At 64.5% G+C, this 18,772-nt stretch carries 22 protein-coding genes; 14 read left to right on the top strand and 8 right to left on the bottom strand.

Features of this window, described 5'->3' with window-relative positions:
• The first annotated feature begins 122 nt into the window (after positions 1-122).
• The 6 genes from ACIPPQ_RS14455 (at position 123) to ACIPPQ_RS14480 (ending at position 6,548) form a co-directional block, all read left to right on the top strand.
• Positions 123-1,562 (top strand): circularly permuted type 2 ATP-grasp protein, encoded by a 1,440-nt coding sequence (locus ACIPPQ_RS14455; RefSeq protein ID WP_446544770.1) that lies wholly within the window; start codon positions 123-125, stop codon positions 1,560-1,562.
• The gene (locus ACIPPQ_RS14460) at positions 1,562-2,503 is read left to right on the top strand and encodes an alpha-E domain-containing protein (RefSeq protein WP_446544771.1); all 942 of its coding nucleotides are present in this window, start codon (positions 1,562-1,564) and stop codon (positions 2,501-2,503) included. The genes ACIPPQ_RS14455 and ACIPPQ_RS14460 overlap by 1 nt, the downstream gene beginning before the upstream one ends.
• Before the next feature lie 2 nt (positions 2,504-2,505).
• Entirely contained in the window at positions 2,506-3,309 is an 804-nt protein-coding gene (locus ACIPPQ_RS14465) for a transglutaminase family protein (protein ID WP_446544772.1), read from the top strand.
• 45 nt (positions 3,310-3,354) lie between these two features.
• Positions 3,355-4,086 (top strand): peptidase, encoded by a 732-nt coding sequence (locus tag ACIPPQ_RS14470; RefSeq protein WP_446544773.1) that lies wholly within the window; start codon positions 3,355-3,357, stop codon positions 4,084-4,086.
• A 46-nt stretch (positions 4,087-4,132) separates the two neighbouring features.
• Positions 4,133-5,323 carry a serine hydrolase domain-containing protein gene (locus tag ACIPPQ_RS14475; protein WP_446544774.1) on the top strand — a complete coding sequence of 397 codons (1,191 nt, stop codon included), beginning with the start codon at positions 4,133-4,135 and terminating at the stop codon, positions 5,321-5,323.
• 127 nt (positions 5,324-5,450) lie between these two features.
• Positions 5,451-6,548, top strand: coding sequence for a Kelch repeat-containing protein (locus ACIPPQ_RS14480; protein WP_446544775.1), 1,098 nt, complete (start codon positions 5,451-5,453; stop codon positions 6,546-6,548).
• A gap of 11 nt (positions 6,549-6,559) precedes the next feature.
• On the opposite strand, the gene acs is transcribed toward ACIPPQ_RS14480, so the two are convergent.
• A complete protein-coding gene (gene acs, locus ACIPPQ_RS14485; protein ID WP_446544776.1) occupies positions 6,560-8,527 on the bottom strand; it encodes an acetate--CoA ligase in 1,968 nt (655 codons plus the stop codon).
• A gap of 97 nt (positions 8,528-8,624) precedes the next feature.
• Between acs and amaB the strand changes: the two genes are divergently transcribed.
• On the top strand, positions 8,625-10,124 hold the full coding sequence (gene amaB, locus ACIPPQ_RS14490) for an L-piperidine-6-carboxylate dehydrogenase (protein WP_446544777.1): 1,500 nt from the start codon (positions 8,625-8,627) through the stop codon (positions 10,122-10,124).
• Between the two features lie 28 nt (positions 10,125-10,152).
• On the opposite strand, the gene ACIPPQ_RS14495 is transcribed toward amaB, so the two are convergent.
• From ACIPPQ_RS14495 to fsa, 3 genes are all read right to left on the bottom strand, one after another.
• Entirely contained in the window at positions 10,153-11,655 is a 1,503-nt protein-coding gene (locus ACIPPQ_RS14495) for an acetyl-CoA acetyltransferase (protein ID WP_446544778.1), read from the bottom strand.
• Between the two features lies 1 nt (position 11,656).
• Complete coding sequence (locus ACIPPQ_RS14500) at positions 11,657-12,460, bottom strand: enoyl-CoA hydratase-related protein (protein WP_446544779.1); 804 nt, start codon at positions 12,458-12,460, stop codon at positions 11,657-11,659.
• Between the two features lie 108 nt (positions 12,461-12,568).
• Positions 12,569-13,219 carry a fructose-6-phosphate aldolase gene (gene fsa, locus ACIPPQ_RS14505; RefSeq protein ID WP_327453980.1) on the bottom strand — a complete coding sequence of 217 codons (651 nt, stop codon included), beginning with the start codon at positions 13,217-13,219 and terminating at the stop codon, positions 12,569-12,571.
• A 523-nt stretch (positions 13,220-13,742) separates the two neighbouring features.
• Here fsa and ACIPPQ_RS14510 point away from each other — a divergent pair.
• Positions 13,743-14,009, top strand: a complete 267-nt coding sequence (locus ACIPPQ_RS14510) for a hypothetical protein (RefSeq protein WP_446544780.1) — start codon at positions 13,743-13,745, stop codon at positions 14,007-14,009.
• Between the two features lie 17 nt (positions 14,010-14,026).
• Here ACIPPQ_RS14510 and ACIPPQ_RS14515 read toward each other — a convergent pair whose 3' ends face one another.
• From ACIPPQ_RS14515 to ACIPPQ_RS14530, 4 genes are all read right to left on the bottom strand, one after another.
• Positions 14,027-14,626, bottom strand: a complete 600-nt coding sequence (locus tag ACIPPQ_RS14515; protein ID WP_446544781.1) for a hypothetical protein — start codon at positions 14,624-14,626, stop codon at positions 14,027-14,029.
• A gap of 11 nt (positions 14,627-14,637) precedes the next feature.
• Entirely contained in the window at positions 14,638-14,895 is a 258-nt protein-coding gene (locus tag ACIPPQ_RS14520; protein WP_446544782.1) for a hypothetical protein, read from the bottom strand.
• Entirely contained in the window at positions 14,895-15,122 is a 228-nt protein-coding gene (locus tag ACIPPQ_RS14525; protein WP_446544783.1) for a hypothetical protein, read from the bottom strand. The genes ACIPPQ_RS14520 and ACIPPQ_RS14525 overlap by 1 nt, the downstream gene beginning before the upstream one ends.
• 125 nt (positions 15,123-15,247) lie before the next feature.
• Positions 15,248-15,850: a hypothetical protein gene (locus ACIPPQ_RS14530; RefSeq protein ID WP_446544784.1), complete on the bottom strand. Its 603-nt coding sequence runs from the start codon at positions 15,848-15,850 to the stop codon at positions 15,248-15,250.
• Positions 15,851-15,959: 109 nt separating this feature from the next.
• Here ACIPPQ_RS14530 and ACIPPQ_RS14535 point away from each other — a divergent pair, with 109 nt between their 5' ends.
• Genes ACIPPQ_RS14535 through ACIPPQ_RS14560 form a run of 6 tightly spaced genes read left to right on the top strand, consistent with a single transcriptional unit; the run spans position 15,960 to position 18,740 of the window.
• Positions 15,960-16,193, top strand: coding sequence for a helix-turn-helix domain-containing protein (locus tag ACIPPQ_RS14535; RefSeq protein ID WP_446545029.1), 234 nt, complete (start codon positions 15,960-15,962; stop codon positions 16,191-16,193).
• A 44-nt stretch (positions 16,194-16,237) separates the two neighbouring features.
• Positions 16,238-17,284 (top strand): ParB/RepB/Spo0J family partition protein, encoded by a 1,047-nt coding sequence (locus tag ACIPPQ_RS14540; RefSeq protein ID WP_446544785.1) that lies wholly within the window; start codon positions 16,238-16,240, stop codon positions 17,282-17,284.
• Positions 17,281-17,580: a hypothetical protein gene (locus tag ACIPPQ_RS14545; RefSeq protein WP_446544786.1), complete on the top strand. Its 300-nt coding sequence runs from the start codon at positions 17,281-17,283 to the stop codon at positions 17,578-17,580. The genes ACIPPQ_RS14540 and ACIPPQ_RS14545 overlap by 4 nt, the downstream gene beginning before the upstream one ends.
• A complete protein-coding gene (locus ACIPPQ_RS14550) occupies positions 17,577-17,885 on the top strand; it encodes a hypothetical protein (protein WP_446544787.1) in 309 nt (102 codons plus the stop codon). The genes ACIPPQ_RS14545 and ACIPPQ_RS14550 overlap by 4 nt, the downstream gene beginning before the upstream one ends.
• Positions 17,882-18,406, top strand: coding sequence for a hypothetical protein (locus tag ACIPPQ_RS14555; RefSeq protein ID WP_446544788.1), 525 nt, complete (start codon positions 17,882-17,884; stop codon positions 18,404-18,406). The genes ACIPPQ_RS14550 and ACIPPQ_RS14555 overlap by 4 nt, the downstream gene beginning before the upstream one ends.
• Positions 18,399-18,740: a hypothetical protein gene (locus ACIPPQ_RS14560; protein ID WP_446544789.1), complete on the top strand. Its 342-nt coding sequence runs from the start codon at positions 18,399-18,401 to the stop codon at positions 18,738-18,740. The genes ACIPPQ_RS14555 and ACIPPQ_RS14560 overlap by 8 nt, the downstream gene beginning before the upstream one ends.
• Positions 18,741-18,772 lie beyond the last annotated feature (32 nt).

Raw genomic sequence — 18,772 nt, forward strand, 5'->3', positions numbered from 1 at the left:
CCCGCTTGCCAAGGCAGGCGGCCGCGATTAGCATCGCCCGCATAAGCCCGGTGGCCACGTAGCTGTCAGGCGACGCAGCAGGAACCTGAAGCGCCGCGCGCTCGCGTGCGGCAGGGTATGGCATGTTGCGTGGAAAGGGCAGGCGCATTTCCTTTTTCGACGAAATGACGAGCCAGGAGGGCGAAACCCGGTCGCCCTATCGAGACTATTGCGGGTGGTTCGCGGCCGAGGATGCGGCGCGCATCCAGCACAAGGCGCAACAGGCCGAGGCGCTGTTCCGCACCACCGGGATCACCTTCAACGTTTACGGCGCCGCTGACGGCGACGAACGGCTGATCCCCTTCGATGTCGTGCCGCGCATCATCTCCGCCAGCGAATGGCGCCGCCTGTCACGCGGGATCGAACAGCGCGTGCGCGCGCTCAACGCCTTTCTCCACGATATCTATCACCGGCAGGAAATCCTCCGTGCCGGCCGCGTGCCGACCGAGCTGATTGCCGGCAACGAAGCTTTCCTGCCGATGATGATGGGGCTCGACCCGCCGGGCGGCATCTATACGCATATCAGCGGCACCGACATCGTCCGCACCGGCGCCGATGAGTTTTACGTGCTCGAGGATAATGCACGCACCCCGTCGGGCGTGTCCTACATGCTCGAAAACCGCGAAACGATGCTCCAGATGTTCCCCGAGCTGTTCGCAAAGGTGCCGGTGCGCGAGGTCAGCGACTATCCGATCAACCTCTTGAAATCGCTCTCGGCCTGCGCCCCGCCCGCGTGCGGCGGCACGCCGACGGTCGCGGTGCTGACGCCCGGCATCCACAACAGCGCCTATTATGAGCACAGCTTCCTCGCCGACCATATGGGCGCCGAGCTGGTCGAAGGGCATGATCTGCGCGTCGTCGACGGGCGCGTCGCGATGCGCACGACGCAAGGCTACAAGGCGATCGACGTCCTCTATCGCCGGGTCGACGACGATTTCCTCGATCCGCTGAATTTCCGGCCTGACTCGCTGCTCGGCGTGCCGGGCATCTGGGACGTCTATCGCGCCGGCGGGATCACCATCGCCAACGCGCCGGGCACCGGCATCGCCGACGACAAGGCGCTCTACAGCTACATGCCCGATATCATCGAATTCTATACGGGCGAAAAGGCGCTGCTGCCCAATGTTCCGACGTGGCGTTGTTCGGATCCGGAGCACCTCCGCGAAGTGCTGGACCGGCTGCCCGAACTCGTCGTCAAGGAAGTGCACGGGTCAGGCGGTTACGGAATGCTCGTCGGTCCCGCGGCGAGCAAGAAGGAACTCGCGGCGTTCCGCGCCAAGCTGGAGGCGAACCCGGGCAATTATATCGCGCAGCCGACGCTCTCGCTGTCGACCGTGCCGATTTTCACGAAGAAGGGGCTCGCGCCGCGCCACGTCGACCTGCGCCCCTTCGTGCTGATGTCGCCGCAGGGGATCACGATCACGCCCGGCGGCTTGACGCGGGTCGCTATGACGAGGGGGTCGCTCGTGGTGAACAGCAGTCAGGGCGGCGGCACCAAAGACACCTGGGTATTGGAAGACTGATGCTCGGCAAGACCGCAGGCTCGCTTTTCTGGATGGCGCGCTATCTCGAGCGCAGCGAAAATAATGCGCGGCTGATCGACGCGGGGTTCCGCATCGCGCTGACGCGCTCGTCGACGGCGGCCGCCGAATGGAAATCGGTGCTGGTGACCGCGGGGGTCAACCAGGCTTTCCAGGCGGCGCACGGCGATTACAGCTCGGCACGCGTCATCGACTTCCTGCTCCGCGACCCCGCCAACCCGTCGAGCATTCTCTCGGTCATCAGGCAGGCGCGCGACAATGCGCGCACCGCACGTACCGCGCTCACGCGCGAAACATGGGAGGCCGTGAATACGAGCTGGATGACGCTCGTCGCGTTGCTCAAGCGGCCGGTGCGCGAGGACGACCTGCCCGACGTGCTGACGACGATCCGCCAGCAGAGCGCACATGTGCGCGGGGCATTGAACGGCACGATGCTGCGCAACGACGGCTATCATTTCTCGCTGCTCGGCACTTTCCTCGAACGCGCGGACAACACCGCGCGCATCCTCGACGTCAAATATTACCTGCTGCTGCCCTCGGTCGCGCATATCGGAACCTCGATCGACAATGTGCAGTGGGAGACGATCCTGCGTTCGGTGTCGGCGCACCGCGCCTATCGCTGGCTTTATGGCGCCGAAATCAGCGCACTCAAGATCGCCGAATTCCTGATCCTCTATCGCCAGATGCCGCGCAGCCTTGCCTTCTGCTGCGAGCGGATGGAGGATAATCTGGCGCAATTGCAGCGCGGTTACGGCGAAGAGACCGAGGCGTGGCGATTGGCGCATGCGCTGAGCCACGAACGGCTCGCCGGGCCGATCCAGTCGATCTTCGACGGCGGCCTCCACGAATATGTGACGGGCTTCCTGCGCGCGAACGCCGCGCTCGCGCGGCAGATCGAGCGCGACTACCGGTTCGTGGAGTGACCATGCGTTTGTTCGTCGAACATATCACCCGCTATCAATATGACAGCCCCGTCAGCTATGCGCTGCAGCAGATCAAGCTGACACCGAAGGATCGCCCCGGACAGCAGCGCGTCCACGGCTGGACGATCGAGGTCGAGGGCGGGGCACAGCAGCTTCATTATACCGACCATCACGGCAATGGCGTCGATCTGATCGCGGTGCGGGGCGGGGCGAGTGAACTCGTGGTCCGTTGCCATGGCGAGGTCGAGCTTGAAACATGGGACGGGGTGATCGGCGCGCATCGCGGCGCCATGCCGCTCTGGACATTCCTGCGTCCGACCGCGCTGACGCGGGCGGGACGGCACGTGCGCGCACTGGTCGCGCAGCTCGGCCGCGACCATGGCAGCGAGATCGAGCGCGCGCACGCGCTGTCGGCGCTGATCATCGAGCGGCTCGCCTATCGCATCGGCTTCACCGACGCCGAGACCACCGCCGAGCAGGCGCTCGGCAGCGAGGGCGGGGTGTGCCAGGACCATGCGCATATCTTCATCGCCGCGATGCGCCACCTCGGGCACCCGGCGCGCTACGTCTCGGGCTATCTGATGATGAACGACCGGACGCATCAGGACGCGACCCATGCGTGGGCCGAGGCGCATTTCGAGCATATCGGCTGGATCGGTTTCGACGTCAGCAACGGCCATTCGCCCGATCAGCGCTATATCCGCGTCGCCACGGGGCTCGATTATCGCGATGCGGCCCCGGTTCGCGGCATGCGCTATGGTGCAGCGCAGGAAAATCTGGTTGTTCAATTGCAGGTCCAGCAATAAGCGGACAGGGCGACACGGATACTCCGGGCGGGGAAACGGGATAAGATGACCTATTGCGTTGGCATGCGTTTGAACAAGGGGCTGGTGTTCATGTCGGACACCCGCACCAACGCGGGCGTCGACGACATTTCGCAGGTCCGCAAGATGCGCAGCTGGACGGTCCCCGGCGAGCGGGTGATCACCTTGATGTCGGCGGGCAATCTCGCGACGACGCAGGCGGTGGTCAGCCTGCTCGACGAACGCACCAAGGCGCCAGCCGATCGCAATCCCTCGATCCTCGAAGCGCCTTCGATGTTCCAGGTCGCGACGATCATCGGCGAAACGCTGCGCGGCGTGGTGATGCGCCACAATGACGAAGGACCGGCGGCCGAATCGCTGTTCCGCGCGTCGCTGATCGTCGGCGGACAGATCAAGGGTGCCGAACCGCGGCTGTTCCTGATCTATCCCGAAGGCAATTTCATCGAGGCGGGCGAGGATAATCCCTTCTTCCAGATCGGCGAGACGAAATACGGCCGCCCGATCATCGTGCGGTCGTACGATCCCGCGATGTCGTTCGAGGATGCGGTGAAATTGCTCTGCGTCTCGTTCGATTCGACGATCCGCGCCAATGCCGGCGTCGACCTGCCGATCGACCTCAAGGTCCACGAGCGCGACGATTTCGTCGGCGTGCGCGAGCGGCGGTTCGAGCGCAACGATCCCTATTTCGAAAGCGTCGCCGACGGCTGGGCCGAAGCGCTGGGGATCGCATTGGCGGAACTTCCCGACTTTCATTTCTGATCGCCTTCGGCCACCGTCCCCCTTCGATACACAGGAGGGGATTGCCATGTCGCGCTGGATCGCCGTCGCACTTGCTCTGATAGCCAGCCCGGCGGCGGCGGCAGAAGAGCCGGATTTCGACGCGGCGCTGCGCGATTTTCGCGCGCTGCACCGCGCCGAGACGAACCGCGCGAACATCGCGGGCAGCAGCTTTTACGTCGTGCGCGACGGCCGGACCGTCGCCGCCGACCACCTGGGCGAACAGGATGCCGACGCGCATGTCCCGGTCGATGCCCGGACGATCTATCATTGGGCGTCGATCACCAAGACGATGACGGGGATCGCGATCATGCAATTGCGCGACCGCGGCTTGTTGACGCTCGACGATCCGATCGTTCGCTACGTCCCCGAACTCGCCGCGGTGCATAATCCCTATGGCGACACGGGTGCGATCACGTTGCGCCAGTTGATGAGCCATAGCGCGGGATTTCGCAGCGGGACCTGGCCGTGGCGCGACCACGACTGGCAGCCGTTCGAGCCGAAGGGCTGGTCGCAGCTCGTGGCGATGCTGCCCTATACGCAGGTCGAGTTCAAACCCGGCACGCGCTTCGGCTATTCGAATCCCGGAATCGTCTATCTGGGGCAGGTCATCGAACGGCTCTCGGGCGAGGATTATGAAGTCTATATCGACAAGAACATCCTGAAGCCCCTCGGCATGCACGCCAGCCATTTCGACCGCACCCCGCCACACCTGCTGCCGCACCGCTCGCACAGCTACTATATTCGCGACGGTAAACGCGTCGCGGCGCCTTTCGATGTCGACACCGGCGTCACCGTGTCGAACGGCGGGCTCAATGCGCCGATGCCCGATATGGCGAAATATGTGGCGTTCCTGCTTGGCGAACCGGCACGCCAGTCCGACTATGACCGGGTGCTGAAGCGGTCGTCGCTCGAGGAAATGTGGGCGCCGCAGATCGCGGCGGGCGAGGATTTTACGCAGGGCCGGATGGCGCCGACGACGCAAAGCGGCCTGTCCTTTTTCATCGACCGCAGCGCCGCGGTTCGCTTTGTCGGGCATAATGGCGACCAGAACGGCTTTCGTGCCTATCTCAGCCTGTGCCCCGACCAGCGTCTTGGCAGCCTGCTTGCCTTCAATACCGAAACGCGCGGTGTCGAGAACAGCGCTGCCAACCGCAAGACCGCGGAATCGCGCATCGCGCTGGCGACCGACAAGCTGTGCGAGGCGCTCGCGAAATAGCGCTCGTCGACCGAAGCCGCTGTTTGTCGATCTGTAAGTCGCGGCACGGCAATTTCTGCCATCCTGACGCAGGCCGATGATGAAGACGTCGCCGATGCGTGCGGCGCAGCGGGCCGGGAGAGGGATCATGAGGCGCCACTGGATGACAGCGGGGGCGACGTTGCTGCTCGCGACGACCGCGACGGCCCAACAGAATGCTGGAGGCGGCGCGGCAACGCCTCGCCCGGCGACGCCCGTGCAGGACAATGAACTCGTCGAGACCTGGAACGAGCGGGTGAGCGCTGGCGCCCCGGTCGGTTCCGCGCCCGAGTTCGAGGGATGGAGCCTGGGCCTCGCAATGCCGCTTGCGCGCTCCGAACATGCGGTTGCCGAGCTGGACGGCAAGATCTGGGTGCTCGGCGGCTATCCGCCCGGACGGCCACCGTCGAACCTCGTCCAGATTTACGATCCGGCCGCGAGCCGATGGTCGCTCGGCCCGCGCCTGCCGCAGCCGATCCACCACATGATGGTCGCGGCGGTGGGCGGCAAGCTCTACGTGATCGGTGGCGAGATCGATGGTGCGAGCACCGGACGGCCCGAGATTTTCGTCGCGCATGTGTGGGTTCACGACCCCGCGGTTGGCGGCTGGGTCCAGCGGGCGCCGATGCCGACACCTCGAAGCGGCGGCGGCAAGGCGGTGATCGACGGCAAGATCTATGTTGCCGGGGGGCGGCCGCCCGGCGGCCATGCCTTCGAGGTGTATGACCCCGCGACCGATACATGGGAAAAGCTTCCCGACATGCCGACCCAGCGCAACCACCTCGCGATGGTGGCACTGAACGGAAAGATCGTCGTCGCCGGTGGCCGCACCGGTCCGGGTGCGATGGCCGAGCGGGTCGATGTGGTCGAAATCTACGATCCGGCTACGCGCCGCTGGGCCCGCGGCGCATCGCTTCCGGCGCCGCGCGGCGGGATCACCGGCGCGGTTCATGGCGGCTGCATGTTCGTCTTTGGCGGCGAGGGTGAGCGGAGCCATGTGCTCGGCCTGACGCCCACCGCTTACGGCTATGATCCGCGCGCCGACCGCTGGACGCGGTTGCCCGATCTTCCGATCGCCGTGCACGGCCTCAAGGGCAGCGCGGTGATCGGCGGGCGTATCTTCCTGCCGGGCGGGGCGATCACGTTGGGCGGCAACACCGGCACCAACGCGATGCAGGTCTACCGCCCGACGATGCGCTGCGAGTGAGCGGCGCGGCGTTAGCGGTTCTTGCGCCCTTCGATCAGCCCGTCGACGAGGCTCGGGTCGGCGAGGGTCGACGTATCGCCCAGTGATCCGAAATCATTTTCGGCGATTTTGCGGAGGATGCGGCGCATGATCTTGCCCGAACGTGTCTTGGGCAGGCCGGGGGTCAGGTGGATATGGTCGGGGGTCGCGATCGGGCCGATTTCGGTGCGGACCTGTTGCTTGAGCTGCGCGGCGACCTCGTCGCTTGGCTCGACCCCGGCGTTGAGCGTCACATAGGCGTAGATGCCCTGACCCTTGATATCGTGCGGGAAGCCGACGACCGCGGCCTCGGCGACAAGGTCGTGGAGGACCAGCGCGCTTTCGACTTCGGCGGTGCCCATGCGGTGGCCCGACACGTTGATGACGTCGTCAACGCGGCCGGTGATGCGCCAATAGCCGTCGGCATCGCGGCGACAGCCGTCGCCGGTGAAATATTTGCCCTTGTAGGTCGAGAAATAGGTCTGGATGAAGCGGTCATGGTCGCCATAGACGGTGCGTGCCTGCCCCGGCCAGCTGTGCGTGATGCAGAGGTTGCCTTCGGATGCGCCGCCGGTCTGTTCGTCGACGAGCACCGCACCGTCGGCATCGACGAGCTGGGGCCGGACGCCGAAGAAGGGGCGCCCCGCACTGCCCGGCTGCATCGGATGCGCGCCGGGCAGGGTGGTGATCATGATCCCGCCGGTCTCGGTCTGCCACCAGGTGTCGATGACGGGCACGCGGCCCTTGCCGACGACCTGGTGATACCAGCGCCACGCCTCGGGATTGATCGGCTCGCCGACGCTGCCGAGCAGGCGGATCGACGACAGGTCGTGGCGCGTCACATAATCGTCGCCCTCGCGCATCAACGCGCGGATCGCGGTCGGCGCAGTGTAGAGGATATTGACCTGGTGCTTGTCGACGACCTGCCAGAAGCGGTCGTGGTCGGGGTAATTCGGCACGCCCTCGAACATCAGGGTCGTCGCGCCATTCTGGAGCGGGCCATAGACGACGTAGCTGTGCCCCGTGACCCAGCCGATGTCGGCGCTGCACCAGAAGATTTCGCCGGGGCGATAGTCGAAGCCGTACCAGAAGGTCGATGCGGTCCAGACGCTGTATCCGCCCACGGTGTGGAGCACGCCCTTCGGACTGCCCGTGGATCCCGACGTGTAGAGGATGAACAGCGGGTCTTCGGCATTCATCGGCTCGCACGGGCAGTCGGCGCCGACATCGGCCGACAGCGCGTCGTACCAGTGGTCGCGGCCTTCCTTCATCGTCACATTGCCGCCGGTGTGCGCGATGACGAGCACCGCCTTCACATCGACGCGCTCCAGGGCCCTGTCGACATTGGCCTTCAGCGGAACGACCTTTCCGCCGCGGAGGCCCTCATCGGCGCAGATCACCCAGTCGCTGCCGCAATCCTCGATGCGGCCATGGATCGCCTCGGGCGAGAAGCCGCCGAAGACGACGCTGTGCACCGCGCCGATGCGCGCGCAGGCGAGCATCGCCACCGCGCCTTCGGGGATCATCGGCATATAGATGGTGACGCGGTCGCCCTTTTGGACGCCCATCTTCTTCAGCGTGTTCGCGAAGCGGACGACGTCGGCGAGCAGCGCGGCGTAACTGATATGGCGCGTCTCGCCGTCGGGGGCGTCGGGTTCGAAGATGATCGCGGTGCGGTCGCCGTGACCCGCGGCGACATGGCGGTCGACCGCGTTGTGGCAGAGGTTGAGGACGCCATCCTCATACCATTTGATCGCGACCGGGTCATAGGACCAGCCGGCGATCTTCGTCGGCGGGGTGACCCAGTCGATCCGCTTCGCTTGTTCGGCCCAGAAGGAGTCGGGGTCGGCGATGCTCGCCGCATAAAGCCGGTCGTAATCGGCGGCACTGCAATGTGTGTTCGCGGCGGCGTCGGCGGGGACGGGAACCAAGGGTTCGGAGGGGTGCAGTTCGGACGACACAGGCGACTCTCCCTATTGGGTTTGCTTTGTTCGCGCGAAGCGATAACCCGCGAGCCGCAAGTTGCAAGGCGCTCGCGCGCTTATGAAGGGACTATATATGCTTCAACTGGGCCGGGAGACAGGGGAACTCCTCGACAGGCTGGGTGTCGACCGCGCGCTCTGGACCGACGGATCGATGCCGTCGGTGACGCCGCTGACCGGGGAACAACTCGGCATGGTGCAGATCGCCGATGCTGCGACGATCGATGAGACGCTCGATGCTGCGGCCGCGGCCTTTCGTGCGTGGCGCGATGTTCCCGCGCCGCGCCGTGGCGAACTGGTGCGACTGTGGGGCGAGGAACTGCGCGCTGCAAAAGACGACCTCGCGAAGCTGGTGACGATCGAGGCGGGCAAGATTCCGTCCGAAGGCGCGGGCGAGGTACAGGAGATGATCGACATCTGCGACTTCGCGGTCGGCCTGTCGCGCCAACTCTATGGCCTGACGATCGCGACCGAGCGGCCGGGGCACCGGATGATGGAGGTTTGGCATCCGCTCGGTGTCGTCGGGGTAATCTCGGCGTTCAATTTTCCGGTCGCGGTGTGGGCGTGGAACGCGGCGATCGCGCTGGTGTGCGGCAATAGCGTGGTGTGGAAGCCATCGGAAAAGACGCCGCTGACCGCCTTGGCGACGCAGGCGATTTTCGAGCGGGCAGCCGCGCGGTTCGGCGACGCACCCACAGGGCTTTCGCAACTGCTGATCGGCGGGCGCGAGGCGGGCGAGGCGCTCGTCGACGACCGGCGCATCGCGCTCGTTTCGGCGACCGGATCGACGCGCATGGGCCGCGCGGTGGCGCCGCGCCTCGCCGGGCGTTTCGCGCGCGCGATCCTCGAACTCGGCGGCAACAATGGCGTGATCGTCACACCGTCGGCCGACCTCGATCTCGCGCTGCGCGGTGTGGCATTCGGCGCGATGGGAACCGCGGGGCAGCGCTGCACGACGACGCGGCGGCTGTTCCTCCACGACAGTATCTACGACGGTTTCGTCGCGAAGCTGAAGCCGGCTTATGCGAGCGTCGGGGTCGGCAATCCGCTCGATGGCGAGATACTCGTCGGGCCGCTGATCGACCGCGCGGCGTATGAGGCGATGCAGGCAGCGCTGACGGCGGCGAAGGCGGCAGGCGGCGTCGTGCATGGCGGGACCCGCGTCGGCGAGGGAGCAAGCTTCTATGTAAAGCCCGCGCTCGTCGAGATGCCGGGACAGGTCGGGCCGGTGCTCGAAGAGACGTTCGCGCCGATCCTCTATGTGATGCGCTATTACGACCTCGATGCGGTGATCGAGCAGCATAATGATGTCGCCGCGGGGCTGTCGTCGGCGATCTTCACGACCGATATGCGCGAAGCCGAGCGCTTTCTCGCCGCGAGCGACTGCGGGATCGCGAACGTCAATCTCGGCACCTCGGGCGCCGAGATCGGCGGGGCGTTCGGCGGCGAGAAGGACACCGGCGGCGGACGCGAGAGCGGCTCGGATAGCTGGAAAGCCTATATGCGCCGCGCGACGAACACGCTGAATTATTCGGACGCGCTGCCCTTGGCGCAGGGGGTCAGCTTCGACATCTAGTTCCCCTCCCGCGTCGGGAAGGGGAGGATCAGTTAGCCCGCCAGCCGAAGCCTTCTTCGAGGGCGACGACTTCCCCCGCTGTCCCGACCGGCTCTGCTTTCCCGTCGGTCAGGAAGGCCAGCATCGCGACGTCGCTCACGTCCACATGGGCGAGCGTGCGCTGGCCTTCGGGCGTCCGCGCCACGACCACGCCGGCCTTCGGTCCACTATCGCGGCCATAAAATACCGTGTAGCTCTCGATCGCCGCCGGCCCCGCATAATCCTCGACCAGATCGGGCACCGGCCCGCGCTTCGCTTCGGCTTCGGCCTGATAGTCGAAATCCTGCGGAAAGCTCGCCGCTGCGATCGGTTTGTTGCCCAGCACGATGGAATGATTGTCGGTCGCAAAGCCGCCGTTGGCGAAGAGGAAGCCATAGCGACCCTCGTTGCGCAATTTTTCGACCATCGAGACGATCGCATGGCTCATATAATTGGCGATCGGGCCGCCGCCGAAGGTCAGCCCGCCGAACACGGTCGCGGGGCGATCCCACGGCCAGCCGAGGATGCGCCGCGCCATCTTGGGGACGCACGGGAAGCAGCTGTAAAGCTCGACGAAGTCGAAATCTTCGGCGGTCATCGCGTTCAATTCGAGCGTGCGCGTGATCGAGGTTTCCATGCTGACGCTGCCGTCGTAGCGGTCGCGGCGGAGGATGCTTGCAGGTTCCTTCGCTGCCGCGCCCATGCCGATATGGATCAGGCGATCTTCGGCGATGCCGCGGCGCCATGCCTCGGCGAGGCTCGCGACGATGAAGCCCGCGCCCTGGTTCACCGACGAGTTGGCGACCATCAGCTTCGAATAGGGAAAGGCGATCGGGCGGTTGCGCTCGTCGACGCGCAAGATGTCGTCGGGCGCGGCGGGTTTGCGGATCCACGCGCCGTCGTTTGCGGCGGCGACTTCGGAAAAGCGCGACCAGATTTCGGCGCTTTCGAATTGTGCGTCCTCGAGGCTCTGGCCCCATGCCGCGCGCGTCGCATTTTCGTAGAGCGGATAGACGTCGACCGGCGCCGCGAGGCCATGTTTCTGCGCGTAATTGGGTTCGCGCCGCGTCGCGACCTTGCGGATCGCATTATAGCTTTTGTCCTCGCCGCTCGCGGCCTTGGCGGCGCGGCCGGCGGCGGTGCGGAGCGCTTCGCCGCCGACGATCGCGGCAAGCTTGACCTCACCCGCGCCGATGCGGTTCGCGGCTTCGTTGAGCAGGCGCACCGGCGTGTCGCCGTGCGGGGCGGCCGACTGATAGTTGATCGCCGGATTTGCGCCGATCGCGGCGGCGAGCGGCTCGCAAAGCTTTCCAAGGCTGTGGAAACTGATCTGGTCGACGATCGCGAGGCTGTCGATCTCGGCCAGCGGCACCCCCGCGTCTTCGGCGGCAACCCGCAGCGCCGCAACCATCAACCCCAATGAATCGAGCCCCTGATCGGGGTCCTCGGGCCGATCATTGACTTGCCCGACGCCGATGATGACGGGAATGCGTTCGGGATCGGTCATCGTCATGTCAGCGTGCCTTCCACTCGGGCTTGCGCTTTTGCGCGAAGGCGAGCGGGCCTTCGCGCGCATCTTCGCTCGCCATCAGCACCTTGCGTTCGCGCTTGTTGTCGTCCCAATGCGCGTCGTCGCCGGCGATCTGGCCGTCGATGATGCGCAGCGCGACGCGCTTCGACGCCTGAACCGACAGCGGGGCATTGCCCGCGATCTTTTCGGCGAGTGCGATCGCGGTCGGCATCAGGTCGGCGAGCGGGACGACGCGGTTGGCGAAGCCATAGCGCAGCGCGGTCGCGGCATCGAAGGGGTCGCCGGTCAGCAGATGTTCCATCGCGATCTTCTGCGGCAATTGCTTGACGATGCGGAAGGCCCCGCCTGCTGCGGCGAACAGCCCGACCTTGACTTCGGGCAGGCCGAATTGCGCATTCTCGGAGGCGATAACGATGTCGCACATCAGCGCCAGTTCGCAGCCGCCGCCAAAGGCGAAGCCGTTGACCGCGCCGATGATCGGCTTCGAAATCGGATGCGCGGCAAAGCCGCCGAAGCCCCACGCCTGTTGCGCCTTGTCGTCGGGGGCAAGCGCCCCGCCGCGCGACAGCGCAACGAGGTCGGCGCCGGCACAGAAAGCCTTGTCGCCCGCGCCGGTGATGATCACGGCTCGGATTTCCGGGTCGCTCTCCGCTTCTTCAAGCGCGGTGCCGATACCGACATGAACGTCCGAATTGACCGCGTTGCGCGCCTCGGGCCGGTTGATCGTGACAATCAGGATATAGCCCTGACGGGTCGTCAGAACGGCGGGCTGGGCGGTGTCGGTCATCATGTCTCTCCCTGCGCCGGATGCGCGAAGGCGCGAATCCGGCGGTCGGAAAAAAACTATCGGCCGAAGTTAACGTTTACGTCAACTGCTAAGAGCGCGAGGCTGACCTCAGATCGACTGGCCCGTCTTCGCCCAGTCCGCGAGGAAGCCTTCGATGCCCTTTTCGGTGAGGACATGCTTGAACAGCCCCTTGATCACCGACGGCGGCGCGGTCATCACGTCGGCGCCGATCTTTGCGGCTTCGAGGACGTGGATGCCGTGGCGCACGCTCGCGACGAGGATCTCGGTTTCATAGGCATAATTGTCGTAGATCAGGCGGATATCGGCGATCAGCTGCATCCCGTCGAAGCCATTGTCGTCGTGGCGTCCGACGAAGGGCGAGACGAAGGTCGCGCCAGCCTTTGCCGCGAGCAAGGCCTGCGTTGCCGAGAAGCAGAGCGTCACATTGACCATCGTGCCGTCGCTGGTCAGCGCCTTGCACGTCTTTAAACCGTCGATCGTCAGCGGCACCTTGATGCAGACATTGTCGGCGATCTTGCGGAGGATTTCGGCCTCCTTCATCATCGTCGCGTGGTCGAGCGCAACGACTTCGGCCGACACCGGGCCGTCGACGAGGGCGCAGATTTCCTTGGTCACTTCCTTGAAATCGCGGCCCGACTTGGCGATCAGCGACGGGTTGGTGGTGACGCCGTCGAGCAGGCCGGTCGCGGCGAGCTCCTGAATGTCGGCGATTTCGGCGGTGTCGGCGAAGAATTTCATGGCGTGGGCTTTCCTGTGCGAGGCGATTCGGATTTGACGACCCCCTAGAGCAACGCGGGCCAATGAAGGGGGACAGGAGTAATTGTAGTGGGGCCGTTGGCGGGATCAACCGGGATCGTGTGGGATTTGGCGGGGCGAAGTGACGGAAAACCGCGCTGCGCGCATGTCCGGTCCAAAATTGGCGCGCGGCGCGCTGTGTCTATAGCGGTGGTTAATTTAGGCAGCGCTGCGACAGGAGGTTTTAGAGTCGGGCGCAGCAAAGAGGGCGCGGCTCTTGGGAGCGCATCAGGGGCTTCTAAACGGCGGAAAAGCGGGTTCTCAGAAGATCGGGTATGGCACCCGAACCGGCGCGGAACACATTAAATCCTGTGTCCGGTCCCATCGGGAACCGGGCGGAAAGTTGCCCAGTTCGGGCACAGTCGAAAGTCGCGGTTTTCCGGGCGGCGCGCGCGGCCGGCGCCGTATGGGCGAGTGCGGAACCGGGTCAGTTTTTCCTGCGGCCGATTGGGTGTATAGACGGGCAATGAGCAAGCCCGCCCTGGAACGCGTCGCCCGCGCCCTATGCCGAGCAGAGGGGCATCCCGAGAATATCCAGTTCGAGGGCAAGCCGATGTGGCAAAGCTACCTGCCCAACGCGCGGGCGGTGCTGGCCGAGCTGCAAAACCCGACCGATGCGATGGCCGAGGCCGGGGCGAAGTCAGCGTATGATCTTGTCTTGGACGTCGACGCGCACGGCGCTCGCACTATATTTGCGGCGATGATCGATGCCGCATTGATCGACGGCGCCTAAACTCCGGCGCCCGCATTTCAGCCGTCGAAGCCGAGCCGCTTTCTCTCACGATCGACGGCGATCAAGAAACCCGCCGTTTCATTACGGAGAGATGCGCTATCGATCCCGGATACGGCATCGCCAAAAAGGCGCATTTTCCAGAATGTGTCCGCTTCATCGCTCCCCTTCGCGAGAGCTTCCAGGTCTTCACGAGGCACGCTTGCAATGGCGTCCTCAAAATGGGTGCATCCGTGTCGCTGGCAGCTAACGTCGGTGCCGATCCGCTCGATTGACGCTGATCGAAGCGTGCCATCGACGAGGTAGGTCATCTTCGAGAGGCGCAGCGGCCCGCGCGACGAGGTTGAGCGCAGATAGATTTGATACACCACCTCGCCAGTGCTCTTGTCGATCATCGCGCGGAAGAATTTGTCATCAACCGATCCCTTCAGGAAGGGTTCGGTCGAAACCCACACATTGGGATCGAGTTCGTCGAGACCTGTGACCTTGACGCGAAGCGCGGCATCGGCAGCCGGCATGGCAAGGGCCGCTTGTTCAGCCTTCGACAGCTTCATCACAGGTTCGGCAGCGCTTGCAGGCGCAGCGAAGAGTGCAGTAGCGATCACAACGGACCGGATCATGCGGCTTCCTTTCATTTGACCAGGCGCAACTGGGGACGGACGCGGAGGGGGACGATATTGTCGTCGGCCTTTGCCTCTACCCACACCCACCTTTCGAGAATGTCAGCAGGAACGGTTAAATACACGATTTTCGGCGTTCGACGATCGCGGGACGCGTCGCCGCGGCGGATCGCGTATTCCTCAACCTCTTCGCGTGTCCAACGCCAGGGGCCGATACGGCGGTTGAAATAGGCCAAGGCGTATTGCCGGACCTTCGCGGGGCGCCGCATCAGCCGTTGACGCCCAGAAGCCATTCTCCTTCCGCTTGTTCGAGCGCATCGTGGTGTTCCCAACTCGCTTCGTCCTGATTGAGGCGTTTCGACAAATCCTCTGGCGTCGCGAGCCTTCCCCCGCGCGGATCGTTGCGAACCGCTCGCGCGAGATCGCCCACCGCGTCCTTGCGGGTGCTTTGTTCGCGTAGCCACTGGATGAAGCTCACCGTCGTTGCTGTCGCCATCGCGTTCTCTCCCTTCAGCCGATTTTGAGCGTTCGGTCATGTTGACCGCACGCTCGATAACGAGTCGCGACGAATGTAGAACAAAATGAGAACATCGGCAATCGGGCTGCATGAGGGTGTTGTCTCTAAAGCGGGCGAGCATATTCGCCGATGACCCGGGCTACGGCGATATACTGATCCTCTTCGTGGCCGAGATCGCGAGCGGTGACCGTCTCCTCGCCGTCGTTGCCATCGCGCAGAGAATAGCGCGCGAGGATGATGCCGCCATTGATCCTGAACAGATAATATGCCCCGTGCATCATTCGCTCACCGGGCCGGTGATCCTTGCAGAACAACATCGTTCCGGCGTCAATGTTGAGAGCGTCGTTGCGCGTCGGCGCGCTAGTCATCCAAATCCCCGAAGTGTCGCCTAAGCTGGAATAGAGCCAGTCCTTGCGCATAGCCGTCGTCGTTATCGGGGTGAGCTTGCCCAACTCGTCAAATTCGTAGGTCGAATACTCGGGGACCTCGACCCAATCCGCATCATTAGCATCAATCAGATGACCTTTAGGCGCCGCCGATTGTCCATCCACCAAGAACTCGACGGTAGTTTCGAGGGCTCTTGCGATTTTGACCGCATTGTCGGCGCGAGAAATCCCGCGTTGGACATAGTCACTCAGCGTACTGGCCGGAATTCCGGTTTTTCCCGCCAGCCATCCGAAATCTCGATCACCCAATAGCGCGATCACCCGCTTTCCAACCGAATTTTCGGTTTGAACGGGTTGACGGCGCCGCCTCTTAACTATATCCGAGTTTTCGTTACGAACTTTCGGGCTTACCATAATGTCACTCGCTCATATGCACCGGGAAGATATCAAAGCCGCCCTTCGCAAGAGGTATGGCACGATCCGGCAATTCGAACTCGACCATGATCTTTCACGAGGAGCGGTCCACGAGGTTCTCCGCAATCGCCGTTGGGCCAAGGTCGAACGGGCGATTGAGCAGGCTCTTGGCGTTTCCGACTCTCAATCCGAAAAAACGGATAGCAAACGAAAAGCCGTCACGCACGGCCTAAGTGCGGAGGCCAAATAGACATGGCCTCGAAACCCAAAGATATCGCGCCAGTCGTAGACCAAGTGCTGGAGCTGGACCCCGCGACCATCGACACGTCTGGCCGGGTCGGGCTGTTTTTCCCCGAGAAGGCGGAAGCATATTCCGTGCTGATCGCGCGCGACGGACAGCGGACGCCAATCACGGTTCGGCGCAACGGAAGCCGGGCAAAGGTGCCGTGGACGTTGGTTGCCGGGCTTCACCGCCATGCGGGCTGCGCGCTTGCGGGCCTTTCGGTTCGCGCGCTCGTTGTCGATGGCGATGAAGACGAGTTGAAGTCGGTGCAAGCCGGCGAGAACCTCGAACGCCGCGACCTGTCGCCGCTGGAGCGTTCGATGTTTGTCGCGGCGGTGGCTGATGCGGCCAAGGCGCGTCTGCGCAAGCTTCATGATGGGAAGTCGCAGCAACAAATAGCTGCGGAAATCGGCGCTTCCGAGCGTTCGGTCAAAATGACCGAACGCTCAAACGAGGGCGCCGAGATACGTTCGGTCACAGTGACCGAACGTATGGGTAAGGTGCAATTCACGCCGGTCGAGAAGGCCGACGCGGAAGCTGAAGGCGCCGATGAGGCGCTTCGTTCGACCTATCGTTGGAGCGATGCGACCGCCGCTGCGTGCGGAATGGGCGTCGAAAGCCTCAAGCGCTCGCTCCGCATTTTCCGCATCATCGTCGAGCCGAACCGCGACCTGATGGACGGGTTCAAGAATCATCCGGTCGCGTCGAACGCGAGCGCGCTACTCGCGATCTGCGCCAAGGGCAATGTGCCCGCGAATGTCCGCGCCGTGCTGGAATGGCTGATCGCGAACCCCGCCGCGACGACGGCCGACGAAGCGCTGGTCGCGCTGGAGCTGATGCCCAGTCGCGGCGGCACGGGCGCGCCCGCGACGGGGGACACGAAGTTCCTCAACGGGTTGCAATCGAACCTTCAGCGCCTGTCGCTGAACGGTCAGCGGCGCGCGGCCGAGGTGATCGCGCAGTCGATCACGCCATCGGCGCTGGTCGCGGTGCGTGACGCCATTTCGGCGCGGATCGCGGCGATCGACAGCGAACAATCCAAGGGAGAGAAGGCATGAAGAAGGTCGACGTGACGATGCTTCGCATCGCGGTCAAAGCTGTGCGGTCGATTGAATGTGAACTGCGCAACAAGCTTACTGCTCTGCGCTCTGGCCCCTATAATCCCGACGGTCGCGGTGAAGCCACAAGCGCGGCGCTCTCCGAGCTGGCAGACTTGGGCTTCAGCATCCGCGACGATGCATATGCCTTCGCCATTCGCCTTGGTGGGCTTCGGGCGGAAAGCACCAGCGGCGTCCTGGGCGCGATGACCAACTGGCTGGGCGCCGCGGAAACCAAAATCCGAGGCGCGGCATGAACGGCGCTTCGGATGGCTGGCGCGCGGGCGATCTGGCCGTGTGCATCGACGGTATCGGCTGGTGGAAAGAAGGCAGCTTCGAGTCCGCACCCGGCCCGGTGCTCAATCAGGTTCTCCGCGTTTGCGGCGTCTACTGCGTGGCCGACATGCCTTCGGGCATGGGGCTCGGGCTGGAGTTCGACGAGTTCCCCAACGAAATCTACGAAGCCCGCAATTTCCGCCGGATCGAGGCGGACCATAGCGCCGCCGATGACGCCGAGATCGTCGCCCTGATCAAGGGCGCGCGGGTCGGAGCGCGGGCATGACGGCGCGCCACACCAACTATCGGCGCGCGATCCTGCCGCACCAGCTCGCCGCCGCGCGAGCGATGGTTGCCCATCTGGAGAGCGAGGCGCGTCACCTGTGCATCCCGCTCGTTGGGCAACCCTCGTCCTTGCCGCTCTATGGGCAGGCCAAGGATATCACCAACAGCGACGCCGTCATGAGCATCTTCGCGGCGCCCGAATGGGACGAGTTGGGCAACGACGGCAAGGAGTGGGTGGTCGGCCTGATCCGCGAGACGCTGGGTCGGTCGGTCGCGCCGATCCTGCTCGAAGCGCTTTATGCGCTGATCGGCGTCGAGCCGTCCAATTCGGACGATCCCGACGACGCCGAACAGTGCGCCGCGTGGCGGCAGGCGCATGACGCCATCGCGCTCGCGGTCGGCTCTCCGAACCTTCTTATCGTTCCGGCCTCGCCCCTCTCGGCCGGAACGGCGCGGCGGCAATCCCCCCCTGCCGCCGCGCCAACCCTTTCCATCGTCCAGCCGGAGAACCCCCATGGCTGATAATGAATTTGTCCTTGCGCTCGATATCTTCGCGCGCCCCGGCAAGCGGGCGATCCTGATCGCCGTCGACAACGCGACGAGCGACTATTCGATCTATGAAATCGACGCGCATCCCGAGGCGGTCGCGATCTCGGGGATCATTGCCGCCATCGAGTGTGAAATCGAGGGCGCCGGGGAAACCCCCGTGGCGATCGAAACCACGGGCTCGCGCACGCTCTCGTCCCCCGACCTCCAGCGTTGGCTGGACGAAAGGGCGATCGGTCGCCGGTTCCGTGCACCGTCGCCGATCGTCGAAGCGCTGATCCGCCAGCACGCGCCGGATTGGGCCGAGTGATGGCGCACACGCTGATCAACATCGCGTTCGTC

Source organism: Sphingopyxis sp. LARHCG72, assembly GCF_052871675.1.